Raw genomic sequence first — 20,845 nt, 5'->3', positions numbered from 1 at the left:
ACGAAAACCGAACGACTCAGGGAAGAAGGATCGCCGAAGCCGGCGAGGTCAACGAAATGGCTGGTGGCGTGATGTCGCTCGGATCGGGGGCCGGAGGAGTTGGCGGGACGACCGGAAGTCCCAGTTTATAGGCGATACCGTCGAAAATCCCATCCCCCGAGGTGTCGGGATTGAACGGGTCGGAACCGATCAGATACTCCTCGTAAACGCTGAGGCCGTCACCGTCGAGGTCGCTTCTCATGAGCGCCGACCCGGGGTCATCCGTATGGCGCAACCGGAGGAAAAGCCGGTCAGCGGTTGTCGCGAATCCCCATTGGATCGGATCGTCCTTGCCCGCCTCGAAAACGGGAACGAGATTCCAACCGACCAAATCGGACGATTGCTCGACGAAATAAAAGGTGGAGTCGGTGCCCCACCACGAAAGGAGAAAAGTCTCGCCGACGGGGTCGTGGGTAATCTCCAAACCGGAATTCAGCAAACCGGGAACCGGAGGGCTCGCCGGAAGAAGGCATGCCGCCAACAGGAACGGGAGCAAAAAGAGAGCGCGGTGGTTCATCGGGAAGAAAAACGGGGGTTAACGGATTTTCCAGAAGTTAAGGATAGTTTCTGAAGGTTGGAGCGGATTGGCCTGGTGCCAAGCCTCTCGAGCCTCCCGAAGTTTCTCCTCGCGGTGGAAGCGGGAAACAAGCTCGGCTTGGTTGACGTAAAAGTAGCGGTGGAGAGCGTCCATTTCCTCGTAAAGCGATTCCGGCACTGCCTCCTCCGTATCCACATACAGGATATATTCGGGAACGTTCCCCGCCAGAAAGTCGACGGGAAGATCGACTGAAACCACCTTCGGCGTGTAAACGAACCCGGCCCCGGCTGCTTCCTCGGCCCTCGCCGCCTCTTCCGTCGAATCGATGTTCCGCACCAGGAAAAGCGTCGTCCAGATATAGTTTTCGTCGGAAAAAGAGCCAATCGGGGGCAAATAGTTAAAATCGAGGTTGCTGAATACCGTGAATGTCCGGCCATCCCCGTCCCTCCAAATGATTTCCGTGATCGAACGATCAAACACCACCGCAGACAGACTTAACGTCCGGTTAACCCGCGAATCCGGAACCTCCTCGCTTGCAGAAGCCCCCGCCGATACCGCATCCTGCAGGTCCGCAGGCGAATCCAGCGACGGACTTGGCGGGATGAAAGCCGGTCGCGCCACCCGCCGGAAGATCAATTTCGCCGAACCGTCCCCGACCTCCCATTCACCGAGGGCGGGAACCTCCAGCAAGGCTTCCCGACGCCGCAACTCCCGCTCCGAACGTTCGGTCATTTCGGTCTCGATTAGCATGTCGGCTTCATGCTGAGAAATGGCAGAAACCGAGCTTGTGCCAAAACTAACGAAGACGGAAAACGCGAAAGAAAATGTGAAAACGGGGCAATGAGTGAAATTTATCAAGGGAGTCAGGTTGGAAGATCGTGCCGGGAGTAAGCCGAGCGCGTGAAGAGTTGTCAACCACTAAACCCAACAAAATGCTAGACATGTCCAGTCGCCCTAAATCATGCACTTGAATATGATCCCCCCTCTACGGGATGGCTGTCAGGATAAAAAAAGCAGACGCGAAATTGCTCGCCAAGGAGTTGGGCGAGGCGATCCGTGTCCGGCGAAAGGCGATAGGCATTCCGCAGGACGAGCTGGCATGGCGCGTCAATACCCATCGCGCCTACCTGGGGGCAATCGAACGCGGCGAGCAAAACATCACAGTCTACACGTTGGTCAATATAGCGAAGGCTTTGAAGGCCAAACCGTCCGATCTCCTGCGGGATCTCGGCCGATAATTCGAGGCGGATAACGCCTTGGTTTGATAGCGGTCGGCGGCCTCATTGGAGGCGCCTGCGGAGACCTCGCTTACGGCGCCTCTATTTCTCTGCTAAAAAAATCAGGACCCTCCCTGGCAACCTACACCTTGGCGACCGCCATCGGCGTGGCCTGCGTCTTCCTCTATTTCGCACTCGTGATTGGCCTGATGATCGTATTCCCCGCCTTGGACGGTTAACATCGAACCACGATTTAGAATCTCGACCACCCCTTCAATTGCGGATGGTCGGGACATTTCTGTTGCCTGAGGCAAGCTCTGTCGCCATTTTGATGATACCGAGCTTCCCACATGACACCTGAACACATACCGGTCCTTGGCCCCAACCAGCGCCGCTTAGTCGGCTTCACGATTTCGTTCGCTTGCTTCCTTCTGATCATCGGCCTGATCGCCTTTTCCATCGACCGGCTCGGTCAGTTGGTGTCCACCTTTTCGTCACTCCTGTGGCCGTTGGCGGTCGCCGGCGTGTTGGCGCTAATGTTGCGCCCCCTCGTCTTTCTGTTGCAAACGCACCTGCGGGTGGGACCGCTCGTAGCCGTTCTGATCCTCTACGCCGTTTGCGGGATCGCCGGCATCACCTTTCTGGCCTTGTTGCTGCCGATCGTCGTCGCCCAAGCCCGAGATTTAGTGGTGCTCGTTCCCCAACTGGTCGGCGAAGCGATCGAATACCTGCAAACCAACGTACCCCTCTGGGCCAATACGTTCGCCGCCGATCACCAGGAATGGCATGACACCCTCCAGGACAACATTGACCGCCTCATGGAGAACCTCAGCGGCTGGTTGTTGACCGCCGCTCCCGGGCTCGCGGCCGCGGGCGGAATGGTGCTGGCCGTCGTCGGAATCGCCGCCGGCCTGGCCATCATCCCGGTCTACCTTTTCTTCTTCCTCCAATCGCAGCGCGACCCGACGGAGAATCTCCACGAAGCCCTGCCGTTTCTGAAACCGGCAACCCGCAACGACGTCGTTTTTCTCGCCCGGGAATTCGTCGCGATCATCGTCGCATTTTTCCGCGGCCAACTCTTGATCGCCATGATCGTCGGCGTCCTTCTCGCGATCGGCTTCACCGTCGTCGGCTTGCGGTTCAGCATAATCCTCGGCTTGATCCTCGGACTTATCAATATCGTCCCTTATCTGGGATTCATTCTCGGCCTAGTGATCACCATCCCCATCGCGCTTCTTCAGCCGGACGGCGGGATCCTCCTAGCCGGACTGGTCGCGGGCGTCTTCCTGCTGGTTCAAACCGCCGAAAGCCTTTTAATCACCCCAAAGATCATGGGGGACCAAACCGGCCTTCATCCGGTGGTCATCATCATCGCCATCTTCTTTTGGGGGACGGCTCTCGGCGGTCTTCTCGGCATGATCCTCGCCATTCCCCTGACCGCTTTTTTCGTCACCGCCTGGCGCCTGGCCAAACTCAAATACATCCGCGAGATCGCGTGACCGAAAGGCCCCCGGTGGTGAAATCAGGCCCCGCGGGACCGCCCACGGACTGTTTTTCGACGCTCCCCAAGAATAGTGTTTACAGTCATGCCGCACGACGCATAAGGTTTTGTCATGAAGCCCCTTACCCTACTTCTTGCCTTATCTGGCCTGATTGCCTTCGCTTCGCTTGCGACGCCTTCGAACAACAGCGAATCGTACCGAACTTTCACTGACAATCAGGGACGAACAATCCGGGCGGTCGTGGTGCGAGCCGGACCGGAGCACGTCTGGATTAGACGGGACGACGGCCGAACATTCCAAATCCAACGAACCGTCCTTAGCGAAACCGACCGCCGCTTCGTTTCCAGCTGGGAACGGAGTCGCGCCCTTCAGGCCGAAAATGCCGTCGAATTCACCGTCCGCCGCTTCGCCGATGGCCAAGAAAGCGCCTCGACGGAATCGACCCGGACGACGAATTCACGTTTTGGATACATTGTCACCATCACCAACAATACCACCTACGATCTCGATGGACTCCAAGTCCACTACCGCTTTTTCGCCCTCCGGGGATCGCTCAACCAAACCGGGCAAAACCGGCCGCTGGAAAGACACGCCGGCTCAACGGCCATCGCGCTTCTGCCCCCCCGCCAAACCTACGAGTTCCGCACCCAAGCGCTCACCCTCACTTCCACAAACCTGAAGCCAGGCTGGCATTACACCAACACCAACCGGCGGAGGACTGACGACTCCCTCGGAGGTATTTGGATCCGTGTCTTGGACGGCAACGAAATCGTCGCCGAGTTCTCCAGTCCGTCCCGCCTGAGAGAGACGGAAACCTGGTGATCCCAATCACTCTTCCCTATCGCTCTTCCACCCGCTCCGCCCCAAACGGAGATCCCCGATCGCTTGCAGCTGAAATCCTTCCACCTCGGACCGAAGCACCACGATGTTTTCCCCATGGACCAGCGGCAAAATCGGTAAATCCCTCCGCCAAAGAGCCAACACCTCTTCATAAATCTCCTGGCGTGCCCGGAGATCGGTCTGCCGTCGTCCGGCCAGCAACAACCCGTCCATTTCCGGGTTTCGGTAAAACGCGAAGTTCGACGCCGATCCGGGTTCCGCCGCCCAACTACCAAAAAAGATACTGAGGAAATTATCCGGATCGCCGTTGTCGCCAATCCAACCGATCAACCCCATTTCGTAATCCCCGGACCTAAGCGTATCCAAATGGCTCTTGAAATCGCGGGCGACCACCTCGACGGGGATCCCCACCCGCTCCAAATCCCGGCGGATCAACGAAGCCGCGCGAACCGAATCGGGGAAATAACTGCGCGGCGCCGTCATCACATGCAAGCGCAGGGGCCGCGTCCACCGTTCGCCGAACTTCCCCAAAATCTCCCGCGCCGTCTCCGGATCATACGGAATTTCCTCGATCGCCTCCGGCCGCCCCAAAAATCCCGGAGGCAATGGGTAATCGGCCACTCGCCCCGCGCCATCCAAGGCCACCTCGGCCAATGCCCTCCGATTGATCGCCTGCGCGATCGCCAGGCGGATTTCCGGCTCCGCCAACCGATCCGCAAAGCCACTGAACGTCAAATACCCGACGTTCATTCCCGGCTCGCGGTAAACCGTAAAACGTTCGTCGGCCACTAATCCCGGCAACTCCGCCGGTTGAATCCCATCCAGACCGTGGACCTGTCCGTTCCGCAACTCCAACACCCGGACCGTATTGTCGGGCACCACTTTGAACATCAATCGCGAAAAGGCGGCCGGCTCCCCCCAATAATCCGGATTCCGCTCCAGGATAATCGATTCATTTGGCGACCACCGGACGAATCGGTAAGGCCCGGTCCCGACCGGATTTCGCGCCACGGCGACTCCAAAGCGCTCAAACGAAGCGGGGCTTAACAAATAAGCGGGGAAAATCGCCAACGAGTAGAGCAGCGAAGCATTCGGCTCACTGAGCCGGAATTCGAGCGTCATTGGACCAGTCGCTTCAACCGCCTCGACCTCCTGGTATAGATAATTCCAATACTGGAAATTCGCTCCCGGAAGGTGCCCCGGGTGGTCGGGATCCATCTGCCGGTGAAACGAAAAGGCCGCCGCTTCCGCATCCAGAGGAGTCCCATCGTGAAAACGAACGCCCTCACGCAAATGAAAAACGTAGCGAAGTCCGTCCTCGGAAATTTGATACGACTCCGCCAGGGCCGGCTCGATCTCCAGGGTCCCGCTGCGAAACCGCACCAAGCCTTCGCAAATCTGGGAAAGCGTGTTCACACTCTCCCCATCGTCAACATCCGCCGGATCGAGTTTCTGGGCATCGCTCCCCCGGGCGAAAATGAAAATCTCCGGTTCCTCCGTGCCAGCTTGAGGCCCGCATCCCGAAAAAATGACCGAAGCGCTCAAAAGGGCCAGCACCGTCCCGATCCACCGCCGGAGTCCCGTGGCGTTCATATCTGACTCTTGACCGGCTCCCTCGCCCAGTGAAATGTGACCAGTTTTTCGATTTCCGGATGCAGGCTGTGATGCACCGGGCATGTCAGCGCCGCACGCTCAAGGAGGCGGTTCGGATCGGCCGATTCCGGAATCGGCATCCAGAATTCGGTGCAAAGGCGTCGAATCCGCCGGGGAGTCTCCTGTGCCATCTCTTTGGATACGACGACCCGCATGCCTTGCAAGTCCCAGCCATGGCGTTCGGCAACAATCCCCATGATGGTCGCCATGCATGTGCCGAGTGCGGTGGCGACCAGATCGGTCGGAGAAAACGACTCTCCCCGACCGTGATTATCGACCGGCGCATCGGTCGAAAGTTTGGCCCCGGAAGGACCGTGCGCGGCCACGCACCGCAGGCCGCCTTCGTAGATCATCTCCATTCTTACCATAGGTATTCGTGCTCGTAGATTCAGGTTATTGAGTCGTTACCGTTCGTTCGATATCTCGCCACGGAGATCGGCTAAAACTTCATCCACCGACCGGATTCGGTCAGCGGGGAAAAAACTGTTTACCCGAGTGATGATTTGTTGGATGATTCCATCTGGGCACGAAGCTCCGCCGGTTAGGAGAATCCGGACCGGATCGCCGGTTCCGGCAAGAAACGGACGCTCCTCCATCGCCTCGGCGCCGCCCCCGCTCTTGCCGCCCGGATCGAAATGGTAATGTGACACGCGGGATGGCGAGAGAATATTTCTCTCCGATTGGATGTAAAACGTTCGGTCCCCGAGTTGTTCCCGGCACAATCGGAACAACTGATACGTATTGGAACTGTTTTTTCCACCCGCTACCACGGCGAAATCGGGCTCCATCGCCAAAGCCTTCTGTAAGGCATCCTGATTGACCTGGGTGGCATAACAAAGCGTATCCCCCTTGCTGTTGCCATTCAGCCGCCGCCCCGCCTCTTCGTTGCCGAATTTCCGGGTGAGGACCTCTTCAAAATAGGAGATAATGCCGAGGGTTTCGTTTCTCAAGAGCGTGGTCTGGTTGACTACAGCGATCCGCTCCAGATCCCGCCGAGGATCGAATCCGGCGGTGTGGCGCCCGGCCAACCGGGCAAACAGGCGTTGTTTCGTCACGGGATCCTCCGCCAGGATTACCTCGCCAAGCCACTCCGCCTCCTCCCGATTCCGCACGATCACAGCAGGGCCGCTCCGCGCGGCGTTTGAAAACGTCGCCTTTGTCTCTTCGTGCTCGGCTTTCCCATGAATGATCACCGTGTAACCTTCCTGCCCGAAACGATTCGCCGCTTTCCAGACTTTTTCCACCAGCATACAGGTTGCGTCGTAGCGATTGATCGCGATACCTTTTTCGATCAGCCGCACCTTATCCTCGTCGGTCGCGCCGAAAGCCGGAATAATCACCACATCTTCCTTGCGCAACGTATCCCACAGCGGAACCCCGGTCCGTTCGTCCACCAGCGGCTTCCCTTTATCCGACTGCAGATAACGGAGACCGCGAGCCCGCAGATCGTCGTTCACAAACGGATTGTGAATCAGCTCGCTCAGCATGTAAACCGGCCGCCCCGGATTTTCGGCGATGCTTTCATACGCCCGCTCGATCGCGTTCTGCACGCCGAGGCAAAACCCGAAGTGACTGGGCAAAAGATAGGAGACCGCTCCAAAATCGAGCAACGCCGGGGAAGTGGACGATCGTTCGTTCACCCGTTTCAACTCCTTAATAGCCCGGCATAAGGCGCTCTGGTAAAGGGAAGCCGAACGTCGGTCGATGTCATAAACCGACCGGTTCCGCTGCTTTTCCGGACGGAAACGATAGATGTAATCGTGCGCCGCCTTTCGCAGATAAGGAATCCGAACCACATGTGGATCGATAACATCGAAAATCCGGTGAATCTCCCGCGAAAAACCGCCCGGATTCTCGACCAGTCCCCGCCGGATTTCCTCCAGGGAAAAGAAGGCGGCGGTCGAAGATTCGTCGAAATCGGCTGAATTGACTTGAGAGAAAAACACCGCTATCGGAAGGGACACCCCCACCCCACCCCCGGTTTCGGCCTCCACTTCGAACATCCGGATCGGATCTTGGGAAATCGGTCCAAGCTCTCGACGAACCGCCTCTTCGGCGGACTCGTCCGCCGTGACCTTTCCGACCATGGCCGCGGACCAAACCCCGCCAACGCCGTCCAATCGCCGCAACAAAGCTTGGTTGCTTTCGTTGAAAAGCATCGCAACCACCTGCCGTGAACCGGTATCCGGCCGCATCTCTGAAATCTCGTCACGCATTAAAGCATAGAGAATGAATCGATTTCCCGGAAAATCACAAGAATTGCCCGGTGAAAACCGACCGGCATAGACGCCCAATCGCAGCGGCGGATACCACTTCTCCCGAAACCTCCCTCCGTGTAGTCCGAAGCCTTCCTGCAAGGCCATCCCCGGCTTCGACCTACGGGAGCCAGGGATATTTCCGGAAATCGGGTTTCCGCTTTTCGAGAAAGGCTTGTTTTCCTTCCGACCCTTCCTCGCTCATGTAATACAGCAAGGTGGCGTTGCCGGCGAGTTCCTGCAGGCCGGACTGTCCGTCGCAATCGGCGTTGAATGCGGATTTGAGGCAGCGAATCGCGATCGGACTCTTCTCCAGAATCTCCCGGGCCCAAGTCACCCCTTCCTCCTCCAGCGATTCGATTGGGACCACCTTGTTGACCAGCCCCATCTCCAGGGCTTCCTGGGCGTTGTATTGACGACACAAATACCAGATCTCCCGGGCCTTCTTCTGCCCGACGATCCGGGCGAGATAACTCGATCCGAAACCGCCGTCGAAACTGCCGACCTTCGGTCCGGTTTGACCGAAGATTGCGTTGTCGGCCGCGATGCTGAGGTCGCAAATCACGTGCAAAACGTGGCCGCCCCCGATCGCGTAACCGGCGACCAAGGCGATCACCACTTTCGGCATCGAACGGATCAACTTCTGGAGATCGAGCACGTTGAGCCGGGGGACCCCCTGGTCGTCGACGTAGCCGGCGGTGCCGCGGATCCCTTGATCCCCTCCCGAGCAAAAAGCATATTTGCCGTCGGTGTGCGGCCCGGCCCCCGTCAGGAGCACCACCCCGACGCGCGGGTCCTCCCGGGCGTCGAGGAATGCGTCGATCATTTCGTGCACCGTCCGTGGCCGGAAAGCGTTCCGCTTCTCCGGACGATTGATCGTCACTTTGGCGATGCCATCCGCCTTGTGATAAAGGATATCCTCGTACTTTTTGACTTCCTGCCAGCGCATGGTCCGTTTTCCGGCAACCGAATTATCCGTGGTTTCCATTCCGAGAACCGGTCGGCGCCGGACGGCCGATGCCGAAGGCTTCGAATCCGATTTTACGCAGAGCCTCCAAATCGAGGATATTCCGGCCGTCGAAGATGAAGGCAGGCTTCATCATCGACTTGAAAATCCGCTCGTAATCGAGGGTTTTGAATGCGTCCCACTCGGTGAGAATCGCGATCGCATGAGCCCCCTCGGCGGCCTTGTACGGATCGTCGACCATTTCGATCGAGGCATTGGGAGAACCATCCGGATTCGTTTCCGCCAGCTTCAAATCTCGGAACACCTGTTCCTTCGGCACCTTCGGATCATACACCGACAAGGAGGCCCGCTCCTGCAGCAAATCGTTGCAAACGTAAATCGCGGCGGACTCGCGGGTGTCGTTGGTGTCCTTTTTGAAAGCGAAGCCAAAGATGGCGATTTTCTTTCCGGAGACCGTGTTGAAGAGCGCCTTCACGATCCTTTCGGAGAAACGGTGCTTCTGGTAATCGTTCATTTTGACCACCTGTTCCCAGTAATTGGCCACGTCGGGAAGGCCGAAGTGATGGCAGAGGTAAACCAGGTTCAAAATGTCTTTTTGGAAACAGGAACCGCCGAACCCAACCGACGCCTTCAGGAAGCGCGGTCCGATCCGCTGGTCGAGCCCGATGGCGAATGCGACTTCGTCGACGTCGGCTCCGGTCGCCTCACACAGGGCGGAGATCGAATTGATCGACGAAATCCGTTGGGCGAGGAAGGCGTTGGCGGTCAGTTTCGAAAGCTCCGACGACCAAAGATTGGTCTTAATGATTTTATCTTCAGGAACCCAAGTCGCGTAGATGGAGGCCAGTTTTTCGACCGCGGCGTGGCCTTCCGGACTGGTTTCACCGCCGATCAGGACCCGGTCGGGATTCTCCAAATCGGCGATCGCTGTTCCCTCCGCGAGAAATTCCGGATTGGAAAGTACTTGGAAACGCGCCCCGCCGCATTCGCTGGCCCCGAGGATGCGCTTGATCGACTCGGCGGTCCTCACCGGCAACGTGCTCTTCTCCACCACGATCTTCGGTGAATCGGCCACCTCGCAAATCCGACGGGCGCAGCTCTCGACGTATTTCAAATCCGAGGCGCGTCCCGCCCCGATCCCGTAAGTCTTGGTCGGAGTGTTGACCGAGACGAAAATGATGTCGGCTTCGCGAATACCGGCGTCGACGTCGCTCGAAAAGAAAAGATTCCGGCCCCGGGCCGAACGGACGACCTCGTCGAGCCCCGGTTCGAAAACCGGAAGATTATCCGAATTCCAGGCGTCGATCCGCTGGGAATTGATATCGACCACCGTCACCTTCACATGGGGCGCCTTAGCGGCGATCATCGCCATCGTCGGTCCCCCCACATACCCTGCACCAATACAACAAATGTTCATAGATAACGGAAACCATAACAAAACCAGCCGGCCAATGGAAGGATAGAAAAGACGAGGACTGCGGGATTGGTTTGAGATTGGATCCCGATGCTTCCCGCCGTAGTCGGGTTGGCTTTGCCGCCCGACGAGCAGCGGCCGGGAGGCTGGTCGACGTTTGACATTGGGCGTCGCAGGCGGAGCCAATGGTCTCCCGGGTTGTCGGACAACACACTGTGGGGCGGCGAAGCCAACCCCGCTACGTCGGACGTGAAACCGCCCGCGCCAGCCCTCCCACTTCCGCGAAGCGCCGGGCGGCTTCGCGCAGATCGTCGGCGGACAACACTCCGAAGCTCAAACGGACAAAATGCCGTTTCGGATTCTCTCCGAAGCAAAGATCGCCCGGAACGTACAACACTCCATGGTCGAGCGCCTCTCGGCAGAACGGCGAATCGATCCCGGTATCGATCCCGCGCGGCCCTTCCAGCCAAAGATAAAGTCCGCCGCCGGGAACCGTCCAACGCCACCCTTCTTCGGACAAACCCGCCTCCGATAACGCTCCGTGCAGCGCCTGCATTTTCCCGTGATAATGGGTCCGGAGCATGGACAGATAACGGTCAAAATGACCGCCTGCCACCACCTCCTCCATGATCGCTTGCGCAAAATTCGCCGTCCCGAAGTCGTGCTGGCCTTTAAGAAAAAGAATCCGGTCCAACCAATCGGTATCCGTGCAAACACCGAACCCGACCTTAAGGCCAGTGGCGAACGGCTTGGTCAGGGTCCCCAGATAAAGTCGCGGAAAACCGTCGAACGCCTCGAGGGCCAACACACTCCGGCTCGCACACGCTTTCTCGAAATAAAGTTCCCGGTAAGCGGCGTCTTCGAGAATCGGGAGAAAAAGATCCCGTTTGCGCAAAACCTCGGCCACACCGATCTTCTCCGCTTCGGTCAAACTTCTCGACGACGGGTTCCCGTAGTACCCTTGCAAATACACCGCTTTCAACCGGCTCAAACTTCCCTCCCGATCCATACGGTCGAGTAGTTCGTCCAAAGCGGTGGTGTCGAGTTCCCCTTTTGCGTCGACCGGAAGATTCCGAACCTCCGCCCCGAGCCCGCGCAAGACATCGAGGTAAACGAAATAAGTCGGCTTTTCCACCAGGACGATGTCGCCGGGATCGCACAAAACCTGGGTCGCCAAGGCCAAGCCTTGCTGGGAACCGTTGGTGATGAACACCCGCGCCGCATCCAGGGCGGCGCCTTTACGCTGGTCCTGACCGCACACCCGCTCGGCGAGCATTTCGCGCAACCGGGGCCGGCCTTGGTTGGTGCCGTATTGCAGGCAGTCGGGTGGGCCCGGACGGCTGAGCAATTCCCGCACCACCTCACCCACCGGATCGACCGGCAGAGTCGCCGTGTCAGTGAAACCGGCGGCGAGCGAAAGCAGTCCGGGAGACTCGAGCGCCGTGGTCATCAAACGGGTGATGGCCGGCGGGGAGAGACGCTCGCCGCATTTGGAAAAAACAGGCCCTCGTTTCCGGACTTCCTGCATAATCGGATTCGATAAAGAAAAAAGGCCGGGAGATCATCCCGGCCCGCGTGATCAGGCAACCGCGCCGGCAGGATCGCCGGAGGGCCCGAGCTCTTCCCTCCGTTTCTTTTCCTTCTCCTGCTCGGTCTTTTCGCGAGGCTTTTCTTCCGGCGCCACGATCTGGGCTTTCTGGACCGGCGACCGGATTTCGCCATACTCCAGAAGCTCGTGCACATGCTTCCCTTCGATCGTCTCGTGGGTCAGCAACGCCTCGGCGATCGCGTCGAGCGCGGTCCGCTTTTCCACGATGATCTCGGTGGCACGATCGTATTGATCCTTGATGATCTTCTTGATCTCCTCGTCGATCAACCGAGCCGTTTCTTCACTGTAATTCTGGGTGCGTGAAATCTCACGACCGAGGAAAACGGTGTCCTGGTTGTCGCCGAGAGCCACCGGCCCGAGCGGGCTCATGCCCCAATCGCACACCATGTGGCGGGCGATCTTGGTCGCCTGCTTGATGTCTCCGCTGGCGCCGCTGCTGACGTCGCCCAACACCACCTCCTCGGCGATGCGGCCTCCCATGATGCTGCAAACCTGGTTCAACATCCGGCGCTTCGAGTAATTATACGTGTCCTTCGACGGCAGGAACATCGTGCTGCCGAGGCTTTGTCCGCGCGGGATAATCGTCACCTTGTGCAACGGCAGCGAACCGTCGTCGACCACAGCTTGCACGAGGGCGTGCCCGGCTTCGTGGTATGCGACAAGTTTCTTGTCGTCCTCGTCCATGATCCGCCGGCGTTCCCTCCCGAACTGAATCTTCTCGCGGGCCTCCTCGATATCGCTCATCTCCACCCGCTTTTTCTTGTAGCGGGCGGCGGTCAGGGCGCCTTCATTCAGCAGGTTCGCCAAATCGGCCCCCGAAAGCCCCGGCGTCGCCCGGGCGATGGTCTTGAGGCACACGGTATCGGCGAGCGCGATCTTCTTGGCATGGACCCGTAAAACCTGTTCCCGGCCGTTCACGTCGGGCAGGTCGATCATGACCTGACGATCGAAACGTCCCGGACGGAGCAACGCGGCATCGAGCACGTCGGGCCGGTTGGTCGCGGCGATGATGATGACGCCTTCGTGTCCGTCGAAACCGTCCATCTCCACCAGCAACGAATTCAACGTCTGCTCGCGTTCGTCGTTGCCGCCCCCGACTCCGGCGCCACGCTGGCGGCCGACCGCGTCGATTTCGTCAATGAAGACGATGCAGGGGGCGTTCTTGCGGCCCTGTTCAAACATATCACGCACCCGGCTGGCGCCCACCCCGACGAACATTTCGACGAAGTCGGAACCGCTGATGCTGAAAAAGGGAACATCGGCCTCGCCGGCCACCGCCTTAGCCAAGAGGGTCTTGCCGGTGCCCGGAGGCCCAACCATCAAAATGCCCTTCGGAATCCGGCCGCCGATTTTTTGAAAACGTTTCGGATCTTTCAGAAAATCGACGATTTCACTGACTTCCTGTTTCGCTTCGTCGCACCCGGCCACGTCGGCGAAGGTCAACTTCTCCCGGTCACGGGTCAGCATCTTTGCCTTGCTTTTGCCGAAGCTCATCGCTCCCCGGCCGGCCGAGCGGAGTTGGCGGACGAACAGGAAATAAAGCAGGGCGATGATCAGGATGAACGGCAGAATCCCGATCATGATATCCATCATGATGGTGCTGGACGGTTCCTCCAAAAACAACCCGGTCTGCTGAAGGCGATGAAGATTTTCGTCGGTGAGACGCCCTTTCGCTTCAAAGGTGACCACCTGCCCGTCGGCCTGCCGCATTTCGCCACGGATAACGGTCCAATCACGCCCGCCGCGCGGTTCGGCCTTGATGACGCCGCCCACGATGCGGCCGTCGTCGGCGGCTTCGAGAACGTTGGTGAGACGAACCGTTTGATCGGCGCGTTCGCTGCCCGCGCTCATCATGAACAAGACGACGATCACGGAGAAAATACCGAGCCAGATGAGAAACACTTTCGGCTGGTAACGCTCCGGAGGAGTCGGCTTGAGGGGGCGCTTGGGCTTTTGCTGTTCAGATTCAGACATTTGGTGAGTAAAAAATGTGAGCTTGTTTGGTGCTTAAACTGCCTTGCCGCAACTGTATGTCAACCGCACAACCTCTTTTGTGCCGGGTTTCACCTTCGAATTCTCCGCCGGCGGCAAAGCGGGCACCCAAAGGATTTCACTGCCGGATACGACCACCGGCAGCGAACATCGTTCCGCCGCAGGTATCTTCCGGTCTCCAAAAATATCCTGGAGCTTCCGGGACCCTGGCGAACCAAGTGGCCGATAGCGGTCACCCGCCAGCCAGTGACGAACCGAAAGCCGCTCCCCGCGCCACGCACAGTAAGCGGTGGTGCGGCTCTCCACCCGTCCCGATAAAATACTGGAAAACCGGCCAGAGTCGAGGGGAAAAACCCGCGCCTCCAAGCTCCCGCCCCCCGGAAGACAGATCGTGCCGATCGTCGGCAACGGCCACGGATGCCCGAACAGAGGCTCGCCCGGAGCGGGCCGGACGGTTTTGCGGACTTTCCGTTCGCCATCGAGTTCGACGAACGTTCGGTCGTCCCCGGCACTCATCCGACAGCTTCTTCCCGCCGCTGCATCCTCCAGCAAACGGTCGAATGCCGCCTTGGCCAGGTGGCCCGCCAGTCCCTCCGCAACAAGCCACGCCCGCAACGCCCGCCGCAACAAAGCCACCGGTTTGCCCGCGAGTGGTCCGAGGTCGTAGGGCTCCCCTTTCTCCGGCGGCGGCATCAGCTCCCTCCACCAAACCTCCAAGGCCTCGTCATCTTCCTCCAACAACTCCCGCGAGGCCGCCGCCCCAACTTCCAAATCGGACGGCGAATGCCGCCGCCACGCAGGCAACACGTCGAGGCGGATCCGGTTGCGATAGTAATCCCGGCCGTCATTGCTCGCGTCCCGGCAAAACGGAATGCCGAGTTCCTCCATCGCCGTCCGGATCTCCGTTCCGGAAATCCCCAACAACGGCCGCAACCGAACCTGCCCGTCCGGAAACCGATGCACCGGCCGGGGCGCCGCCAGCCCGGCGGTGCCGCTCCCGCGCGACAACCGCATCAACTGACTCTCCGCGATGTCGTCGCGTTGATGCCCGAGAAAAAGCGGAACGGGCTCTCCACCGAAAGCCTCTGCGAAAAACCGAAATCGCGCCTCCCGGGCATCGTTTTCGCTCGGACAACCTTCCGACTCGTCCCGCTCCCAAGCACCCGTCCGAAACGCCATCCCCAACGCCCGAGCCACCTCCCCGACGAACTCCGCCTCCCGCGTCGAATGTTCCCCCCGGAGCCGGTGATCGAAATGAAGCACGGTCAGGTGTTCGCGCCACCCCGGCAAATGCGCCCAGAGCAACAACAACAACGTGAGTGAATCCGCCCCGCCGGAACAGGCGACCCCCGCCCGCTCGGGTCCGGGCCGGGAATCCAGCCAGTGCAAAACCGTCTCGTGGAGCGAATCGATGGGAAACCGTCGGGCGAGTTCAACCGCCCGTTCCGACCACTGGACTTCCCCGCCGCTCACCCCATTTCCTCCGCCGTATCAACCGGTCTTCGCCGGCCCCATGAATTCCGCCCCGAACCACCGCTGCAACACCGCCGGAATCTTCACCCGTCCGTCGGGCTGCACGTTGTTCTCCAAAATTGCGGCCAACACCCGCGGCACCGCCAGCGCCGATCCGTTCAAGGTATGCACCGGCTCCACGCGTCCGTCGGCGTCGCGGAAACGAATGCCCGCCCGCCGGGCCTGGAACGCCTCGAAATTGCTGCAGCTCGAGACCTCCAGCCAACGTTGCTGACCGGCCGCCCACACTTCCAAATCGTATTTCTTGGTCTGGGTGAACCCGAGATCCCCGGTGCACATCAACAACACCCGGTACGGGAGCTCCAGCTTCCGCAGCAGCTTCTCCGCCTCCTCCCGCAAGCTTTCCAATTCATCGTAGCTCCGGTCGGGATGAACCCACTTCACCGCCTCGACCTTGTCAAACTGGTGCAATCGGTTCAGCCCGCGGACGTCCTTCCCATGACTCCCGGCTTCGCGGCGAAAACAGGGGGAATACGCGCAAATCTTCACCGGCAAGTCGGCTTCCGGAATGATCTCGTCGCGGAAAAAATTGGTGACCGGCACCTCGGCGGTCGGAATCGCATAGAGAGACTCCGTGACCGTTTCATACATCTGCCCCTCCTTGTCGGGCAACTGCCCGGTCGCGGTGGCGCTCGCTTCATTGACCATCAACGGCGGCGCAATCTCGGTGTAACCGGCGGCCCGCGCCTCCTCCAGGAAAAACTGGATCAACGACCGGACCAACCGCGCCCCATCTCCCACGTAAAACGGAAACCCGGCTCCTGTCACTTTGCTGCCCCGGTTGAAATCGAAACACTGGGAGAACCACGGCAGGTCGTAGTGCGCGACCGCGTGGGCCGAAGCGGCTTCCGGTTCGCCCCAAGTCGAGTGCACCACGTTGCCCGACGGATCCGGGGCGACCGGCACGCTCGGGTGCGGTAGGTTTGGCACGCTCAGGACCGCCCGGCGCCACTTCTCCTCGACTTCCCGCAACCCGGCCTCTTTCTCCTTCACGGCGGCGGCGACCTTCTTCATCTCCTGCACCTTGGCGATGAACTCCGGAGAACCCTTCGGCAAGGCGGCCATCTCCTTGTTGGCGGCCTTCTGGCGCGAGCGGAGTTGCTCCACTTCCGCCAACTGGGAGCGCCACAACGCGTCCGTTTCCAAAACAGCGTCGAGATCGCAATCGTTCCCCTTCGCGCGAATCGCCTCCCGCACCTTCTCCGGTTGTTCCCGCAACAATTTCGTGTCGATCATAAAGCGTTCCACAATCCGCAAATCAGAAGTCGAAGCAAGGGAAAATACGGAACAGAAAGAGGCGGAGGCGTCCCGCCTCCGTGCGGCGCCAACGTCCCCCGGCATACGAAGAAACCGCAGTCCCCGGGCTCTGCCCGGAGGCGGGACGCGCCGCCCCTTTGGGGGACCTCCGGTCCGATTTCATAATTTCTCATCTTTTTGTTTGCATTACCCGGCGAGACGAATTCTATGAGTTCCTTTCACGCTCAGGTGGTGGAATTGGTAGACACGTACGCTTGAGGGGCGTATGCCGAAAGGTGTAGGGGTTCGAGTCCCCTCCTGAGCACCATCCCCCTTCCCCGGAACTCTTTCCGGGAACCTCAATATTCCGCCAGAACGGCTTGGTCCGTTTCCGAATTCCGGACCTCCCCCAACCATTCGCCCGCGCGCTCCCCCGCCAAACGACGGACCGCCCAGACCGCGTGCGCCCGCACCATCGGTTCCTCATGCGATGCCAGGCGGACCAACAACGTCATGATCTCCGCCACCTCCTCTTCCGAAACCGGCGCCGTTCGGTCGCGCAGATTTCCGGCCACGACACAGGCGTTACGCAGCAATCCGCGCCACTTCAGCCGTTTGATCGGGGTCCTGGCGAAAACCCGGCTGAAATCCTCCCGCGACATCCCGAGGATTTCCACCAAGCTCAACGCCGCCAAATGGGAGCGCTGATGCAACAACAATTGTTTCCCCTCCCGGGCGAACCGGTTCCACGGGCAGACGTCGAGGCAGATGTCACATCCGAAAATCCGCGTTCCGATTTTCGATCGCAACTCCCGGGGAATGATTCCCTTGTTTTCGATCGTCTGATAGGAAATGCAAAGCCGGGCGTCGACCACCCCCGGTCGCGAGATCGCCTCGGTCGGACAGGCTTCCATACAACGGGTGCAACCGCCGCAGAAAAGCCCGACGTCGCCCGACGCGGGATCGTTTCGTGACCCGAATCCCAAATTCTCCAGCGGCTTGTCGGGACGAAACGGATACCGACTCAGGATCGCCGACAGAAAGAGCCAGTTGCCATGGGTCCGCGAGATCAACATCCCGTTCTTCCCCTGCCATCCCAAGCCCGCTCGCGCGGCCAGGCCGCGTTCCATCATCGGGCCGGTATCGACGTAATAACGGTAATCCTGGCTCGAATGGCCGGTTTCTTCCTCGATCAACCGTCCCGCGTCGACCAGCGCCTTCTTGATGGTGTCATGATAATCCTCATACAACGCGTATTTCGCCCATCGTTCCTGGTTGCGGGCGACGTCGTCGGAAGGAAGGTAATTGACGCCCAACAGGATCACCGAACGGACCCCGGGCAGGACCAGATCGGGATCGAGCCGTTTATCCTTCGCCCGCTCGATCCAAGCCATATCGGCCTGATCGCCCCGTTCGAGCCAATCCAGGAAACGCCCCCGATATGGTTCCGGCACCCGACCGGCCGCAGCGAACCGGACTTCATCGAACCCGAGTTCGAGAAGCCGGTCGCGAAAACGTTCCTGATCGAAGGCCATCCCCCCAACCAACGCTTCCGGCCCTATTTCGCAAGCTCAAAGGCCCGCATCGTTGGAGCCCGCATTCATGCGGTCTTCCCATCATGAAAAGACCGACTAAAGCCGGAGCTCCAACCAGGCAACCGCTTCTCCAAGGCGACCCATTCGTCTGAGCCGCTTCGTTGGAGTCCCGCATTCATGCGGTCTTTACGTCATGGAAAGACCGGCTAAAGCCGGAACTCCAACAAGGGCGCCGTTACTCGACCTCCAAGCCGAAGTAATTCGCGGCGTTGCGGTAGCAAATGTCGCGCACCATGTTGCCGAGCAACTTGATGTCGCGGGGCAATTCGCCGTTGTCGACGTCGCGCCCGATCAGGTTGCAGAGGATACGCCGGAAGTATTCGTGCCTCGAATACGAAAGGAAACTCCGGGAATCGGTCAACATCCCGACGAACCGGCTCAGCAAGCCGAGATTCGACAGGGCGTTCATCTGCCACTCCATCGCTTCCTTCTGATCGAGATGCCACCATCCACTGCCAAATTGCATCTTGCCCGGAATACTTCCGTCCTGGAAGTTCCCGATCATCGTCGCAAACAGATAGTTGTCGGCGGGATTGAGATTATAAAGAATCGTTTTCGGCAACTCGCCGCTGCGGTCGAGAAGATCAAGGTAACGGCCAAGGACCCGGGCTTGGGAAAAGTCGCCGATCGAATCGAAGCCGGTGTCCGGTCCGAGCTTGCGGAACAGCCGGGTGTTGTTGTTGCGCATCGCCCCGAGGTGAAGCTGTTTGGTCCAACCTTTCTTCGCGTCGAGACGTCCGGAATAAACCATCAGATAAGTCCGGAATTTCTCAATCGCCAAATTATCAAGTCCGCTGCCGCCGCGAGCCCGGCGGTAGATCTTCGCGGCTTCTTCGTCGGAGCATTCCTCGGCGAAACAACGTTCCAGGCCGTGATCGGAGAGCCGTCCACCGATCGAGTGGAAGAAATCATGCCGTTTGCCCAACGCGTCCAAAAAGCCGGACAATTCGCCGCAATCGACGCCGCTCGCTTCCGCGAGTTTGTCGACCCAGGCGTTAAAAACTTCGGGCTGGTCGACCGTCAACGCCTTGTCGGGACGGAAGGTCGGATACATCCGCGTCCCCTTCTCGGCGTTGACCTTTTGGTGATGCTCCAGGGAGTCGATCGGATCGTCGGTGGTGCAGACGACCTTCACCCGCATTGTCTCGAAGATCCCGCGGACCGACATTTCCGGGGTGGCGAGTTGCTCGTTGGCCTGCTCCCAAATCCGTGGCGCGCTTTCTTCGTTCAGCAATTCATCGATGCCGAAGAACCGCTTCAGCTCCAGGTGGGTCCAGTGGTAAAGCGGATTCCGCAAGGTGTGCGGCACGGTCCGGGCCCAAGCGAGGAACTTGTCGTAATCGGACGCGTCACCGGTGCAATACTTCTCCTCGACGCCGTTGGCCCGCATGGCGCGCCATTTGTAATGGTCGCCGGCGAGCCAGATCGAATAGAGATTCGGGAATTGCTTGTTCTCCGCCACTTCCGCCGGAGGCAAATGGCAGTGGTAGTCGAAAATCGGCTCCTGGCTGGCGTATCCATGAAACAGTTCCCGGCCGGTGTCGGTCTGGAGGAGAAAGTCGTCGGTGATAAATGTCTTCATACAATGCTCGGTTTGATTGATCGCGCCCGCGAATCAGCCGGACCCGCGGGCGACGTCAAAGAATGAATGACCGGATCAGATCGTCATCGCGGCGAATCCGCCGTCGACCACGATCTCCGTTCCGGTCATGAAGGAACCGGCCCCTTCCGAGGCCAGCAACAAGGTGGCCCCGATCAACTCCTTTGCTTCGCCGAAGCGTTTCATCGGGGTGTGCCCCATGATCGATTCGACCCGCTCCGGAGTGAGCACCTTGCGGTTTTGTTCGGCCGGGAAAAAGCCGGGGACGATGGTGTTGACCCGGATTTTCCTGGTCGCCCATTCGCGGGCCAGATTCTTCGAGAGATTGTGGACCGCCGCCTTGGTCATCGAATAGGTGAAGACGCGCGACAACGGAATCACCCCCGACATCGAACCAATGTTGATGATCGAAGCCGGTTCGCCCCGGTCGACAAAATACCGTCCGAAGACCTGGCAGGCCAGGACGACCGACTTCAAGTTCACTTGGAAAATCCGGTCGAATTCGTCTTCCGGAATATCGAGAAACGGCGTCGCCGCGTTCACCCCGGCGCCGTTCACCAGGATATCGATCTTACCCGATTTCTCCACGACGGTTTTCAACAGCCCTTCGAGGCTTTCCCGGGTAGTGACGTCCGAAGCGAGGAACCAGGCCTTGCCGCCGGCTTCGCCGATCCGTTTCAATCGGGCGTCGGCTTTTTCCTGGCTACGGCCGACCAACACCACTTCGGCGCCCGCCTTGGCCAAACCTTCGGCCATGGTGCCGCAAAGTTCGCCGGTGCCGCCGATCACGACGGCGGTTTTTCCTTCGAGAGAAAATACTTCCTTTAAAAACGATTCGTTCATAACAAAAAGAGA

The 20,845-nt window shown here is 59.3% G+C and carries 17 protein-coding genes and 1 tRNA gene; 4 read left to right on the top strand and 14 right to left on the bottom strand.

Annotated features, from left to right (window positions below; translation table 11 throughout):
- Window positions 1–16: 16 nt before the first annotated feature.
- Together ACWUI2_RS10775 and ACWUI2_RS10770 are read right to left on the bottom strand one after the other, a co-directional pair.
- Window positions 17–556 (bottom strand): thrombospondin type 3 repeat-containing protein, encoded by a 540-nt coding sequence (locus tag ACWUI2_RS10775; protein WP_486982860.1) that lies wholly within the window; start codon window positions 554–556, stop codon window positions 17–19.
- An 18-nt stretch (window positions 557–574) separates the two neighbouring features.
- Window positions 575–1,327 carry a hypothetical protein gene (locus ACWUI2_RS10770; protein WP_486982859.1) on the bottom strand — a complete coding sequence of 251 codons (753 nt, stop codon included), beginning with the start codon at window positions 1,325–1,327 and terminating at the stop codon, window positions 575–577.
- Window positions 1,328–1,569: 242 nt separating this feature from the next.
- Here ACWUI2_RS10770 and ACWUI2_RS10765 point away from each other — a divergent pair, with 242 nt between their 5' ends.
- The 3 genes from ACWUI2_RS10765 to ACWUI2_RS10755 all read left to right on the top strand — a co-directional run bounded on the left by ACWUI2_RS10765 (window position 1,570) and on the right by ACWUI2_RS10755 (window position 4,118).
- The gene (locus ACWUI2_RS10765) at window positions 1,570–1,815 is read left to right on the top strand and encodes a helix-turn-helix domain-containing protein (RefSeq protein WP_486982858.1); all 246 of its coding nucleotides are present in this window, start codon (window positions 1,570–1,572) and stop codon (window positions 1,813–1,815) included.
- 329 nt (window positions 1,816–2,144) lie between these two features.
- Window positions 2,145–3,293 (top strand): AI-2E family transporter, encoded by a 1,149-nt coding sequence (locus tag ACWUI2_RS10760; protein ID WP_486982857.1) that lies wholly within the window; start codon window positions 2,145–2,147, stop codon window positions 3,291–3,293.
- 114 nt (window positions 3,294–3,407) lie between these two features.
- Window positions 3,408–4,118 (top strand): hypothetical protein, encoded by a 711-nt coding sequence (locus ACWUI2_RS10755; protein WP_486982856.1) that lies wholly within the window; start codon window positions 3,408–3,410, stop codon window positions 4,116–4,118.
- A 6-nt stretch (window positions 4,119–4,124) separates the two neighbouring features.
- Here the strand turns inward: ACWUI2_RS10755 and ACWUI2_RS10750 are convergent, their stop codons facing one another.
- The 9 genes from ACWUI2_RS10750 to serS all read right to left on the bottom strand — a co-directional run bounded on the left by ACWUI2_RS10750 (window position 4,125) and on the right by serS (window position 16,795).
- The gene (locus ACWUI2_RS10750) at window positions 4,125–5,729 is read right to left on the bottom strand and encodes an ABC transporter substrate-binding protein (protein ID WP_486982855.1); all 1,605 of its coding nucleotides are present in this window, start codon (window positions 5,727–5,729) and stop codon (window positions 4,125–4,127) included.
- Window positions 5,726–6,157, bottom strand: coding sequence for an OsmC family protein (locus ACWUI2_RS10745; RefSeq protein ID WP_486982854.1), 432 nt, complete (start codon window positions 6,155–6,157; stop codon window positions 5,726–5,728). The genes ACWUI2_RS10750 and ACWUI2_RS10745 overlap by 4 nt, the downstream gene beginning before the upstream one ends.
- 36 nt (window positions 6,158–6,193) lie before the next feature.
- Window positions 6,194–8,005, bottom strand: a complete 1,812-nt coding sequence (gene ispH / locus ACWUI2_RS10740; protein ID WP_486982853.1) for a 4-hydroxy-3-methylbut-2-enyl diphosphate reductase — start codon at window positions 8,003–8,005, stop codon at window positions 6,194–6,196.
- Window positions 8,006–8,165: 160 nt separating this feature from the next.
- On the bottom strand, window positions 8,166–8,993 hold the full coding sequence (gene menB / locus ACWUI2_RS10735; RefSeq protein ID WP_486985058.1) for a 1,4-dihydroxy-2-naphthoyl-CoA synthase: 828 nt from the start codon (window positions 8,991–8,993) through the stop codon (window positions 8,166–8,168).
- Between the two features lie 22 nt (window positions 8,994–9,015).
- Complete coding sequence (locus ACWUI2_RS10730; protein ID WP_486982852.1) at window positions 9,016–10,428, bottom strand: UDP-glucose 6-dehydrogenase; 1,413 nt, start codon at window positions 10,426–10,428, stop codon at window positions 9,016–9,018.
- 235 nt (window positions 10,429–10,663) lie between these two features.
- Window positions 10,664–11,953: an aminotransferase-like domain-containing protein gene (locus ACWUI2_RS10725; protein ID WP_486982851.1), complete on the bottom strand. Its 1,290-nt coding sequence runs from the start codon at window positions 11,951–11,953 to the stop codon at window positions 10,664–10,666.
- 51 nt (window positions 11,954–12,004) lie between these two features.
- Entirely contained in the window at window positions 12,005–14,008 is a 2,004-nt protein-coding gene (gene ftsH, locus ACWUI2_RS10720) for an ATP-dependent zinc metalloprotease FtsH (protein WP_486982850.1), read from the bottom strand.
- A gap of 33 nt (window positions 14,009–14,041) precedes the next feature.
- Window positions 14,042–15,499, bottom strand: coding sequence for a tRNA lysidine(34) synthetase TilS (gene tilS / locus ACWUI2_RS10715; protein ID WP_486982849.1), 1,458 nt, complete (start codon window positions 15,497–15,499; stop codon window positions 14,042–14,044).
- An 18-nt stretch (window positions 15,500–15,517) separates the two neighbouring features.
- Complete coding sequence (serS, locus tag ACWUI2_RS10710; RefSeq protein ID WP_486982848.1) at window positions 15,518–16,795, bottom strand: serine--tRNA ligase; 1,278 nt, start codon at window positions 16,793–16,795, stop codon at window positions 15,518–15,520.
- A gap of 243 nt (window positions 16,796–17,038) precedes the next feature.
- On the opposite strand from serS, the gene ACWUI2_RS10705 reads away from it, so the two are divergent.
- A tRNA-Leu gene (locus tag ACWUI2_RS10705) sits at window positions 17,039–17,123 on the top strand.
- A gap of 31 nt (window positions 17,124–17,154) precedes the next feature.
- Here the strand turns inward: ACWUI2_RS10705 and queG are convergent.
- The 3 genes from queG to ACWUI2_RS10690 all read right to left on the bottom strand — a co-directional run bounded on the left by queG (window position 17,155) and on the right by ACWUI2_RS10690 (window position 20,833).
- On the bottom strand, window positions 17,155–18,330 hold the full coding sequence (gene queG / locus ACWUI2_RS10700) for a tRNA epoxyqueuosine(34) reductase QueG (protein ID WP_486982847.1): 1,176 nt from the start codon (window positions 18,328–18,330) through the stop codon (window positions 17,155–17,157).
- Between the two features lie 235 nt (window positions 18,331–18,565).
- Window positions 18,566–19,972 (bottom strand): glucuronate isomerase, encoded by a 1,407-nt coding sequence (gene uxaC, locus ACWUI2_RS10695; protein WP_486982846.1) that lies wholly within the window; start codon window positions 19,970–19,972, stop codon window positions 18,566–18,568.
- Window positions 19,973–20,047: 75 nt separating this feature from the next.
- Entirely contained in the window at window positions 20,048–20,833 is a 786-nt protein-coding gene (locus ACWUI2_RS10690) for an SDR family oxidoreductase (protein ID WP_486982845.1), read from the bottom strand.
- Window positions 20,834–20,845: the final 12 nt, after the last annotated feature.

It is taken from the genome of Verruconatronum alginivorum, assembly GCF_056590205.1.
The sequence above is the reverse complement of the archived record's forward strand: the minus strand, read 5'-3'. Positions and strand labels throughout refer to the sequence as shown.

Bases quoted from the DNA above. Each gene is read 5' to 3' on its own strand.
- ACWUI2_RS10755 (WP_486982856.1), top strand. From the start codon at position 3,408: ATGAAGCCCCTTACCCTACTTCTTGCCTTATCTGGCCTGATTGCCTTC.
- ACWUI2_RS10725 (WP_486982851.1), bottom strand. From the start codon at position 11,953: ATGCAGGAAGTCCGGAAACGAGGGCCTGTTTTTTCCAAATGCGGCGAG.
- ACWUI2_RS10775 (WP_486982860.1), bottom strand. From the start codon at position 556: ATGAACCACCGCGCTCTCTTTTTGCTCCCGTTCCTGTTGGCGGCATGC.
- queG (WP_486982847.1), bottom strand. From the start codon at position 18,330: ATGGCCTTCGATCAGGAACGTTTTCGCGACCGGCTTCTCGAACTCGGG.
- ACWUI2_RS10760 (WP_486982857.1), top strand. From the start codon at position 2,145: ATGACACCTGAACACATACCGGTCCTTGGCCCCAACCAGCGCCGCTTA.
- ACWUI2_RS10690 (WP_486982845.1), bottom strand. From the start codon at position 20,833: ATGAACGAATCGTTTTTAAAGGAAGTATTTTCTCTCGAAGGAAAAACC.
- ACWUI2_RS10770 (WP_486982859.1), bottom strand. From the start codon at position 1,327: ATGCTAATCGAGACCGAAATGACCGAACGTTCGGAGCGGGAGTTGCGG.
- ACWUI2_RS10745 (WP_486982854.1), bottom strand. From the start codon at position 6,157: ATGGTAAGAATGGAGATGATCTACGAAGGCGGCCTGCGGTGCGTGGCC.
- uxaC (WP_486982846.1), bottom strand. From the start codon at position 19,972: ATGAAGACATTTATCACCGACGACTTTCTCCTCCAGACCGACACCGGC.
- serS (WP_486982848.1), bottom strand. From the start codon at position 16,795: ATGATCGACACGAAATTGTTGCGGGAACAACCGGAGAAGGTGCGGGAG.
- ACWUI2_RS10765 (WP_486982858.1), top strand. From the start codon at position 1,570: ATGGCTGTCAGGATAAAAAAAGCAGACGCGAAATTGCTCGCCAAGGAG.
- menB (WP_486985058.1), bottom strand. From the start codon at position 8,993: ATGCGCTGGCAGGAAGTCAAAAAGTACGAGGATATCCTTTATCACAAG.
- ACWUI2_RS10730 (WP_486982852.1), bottom strand. From the start codon at position 10,428: ATGAACATTTGTTGTATTGGTGCAGGGTATGTGGGGGGACCGACGATG.
- ispH (WP_486982853.1), bottom strand. From the start codon at position 8,005: ATGCGTGACGAGATTTCAGAGATGCGGCCGGATACCGGTTCACGGCAG.
- ACWUI2_RS10750 (WP_486982855.1), bottom strand. From the start codon at position 5,729: ATGAACGCCACGGGACTCCGGCGGTGGATCGGGACGGTGCTGGCCCTT.
- ftsH (WP_486982850.1), bottom strand. From the start codon at position 14,008: ATGTCTGAATCTGAACAGCAAAAGCCCAAGCGCCCCCTCAAGCCGACT.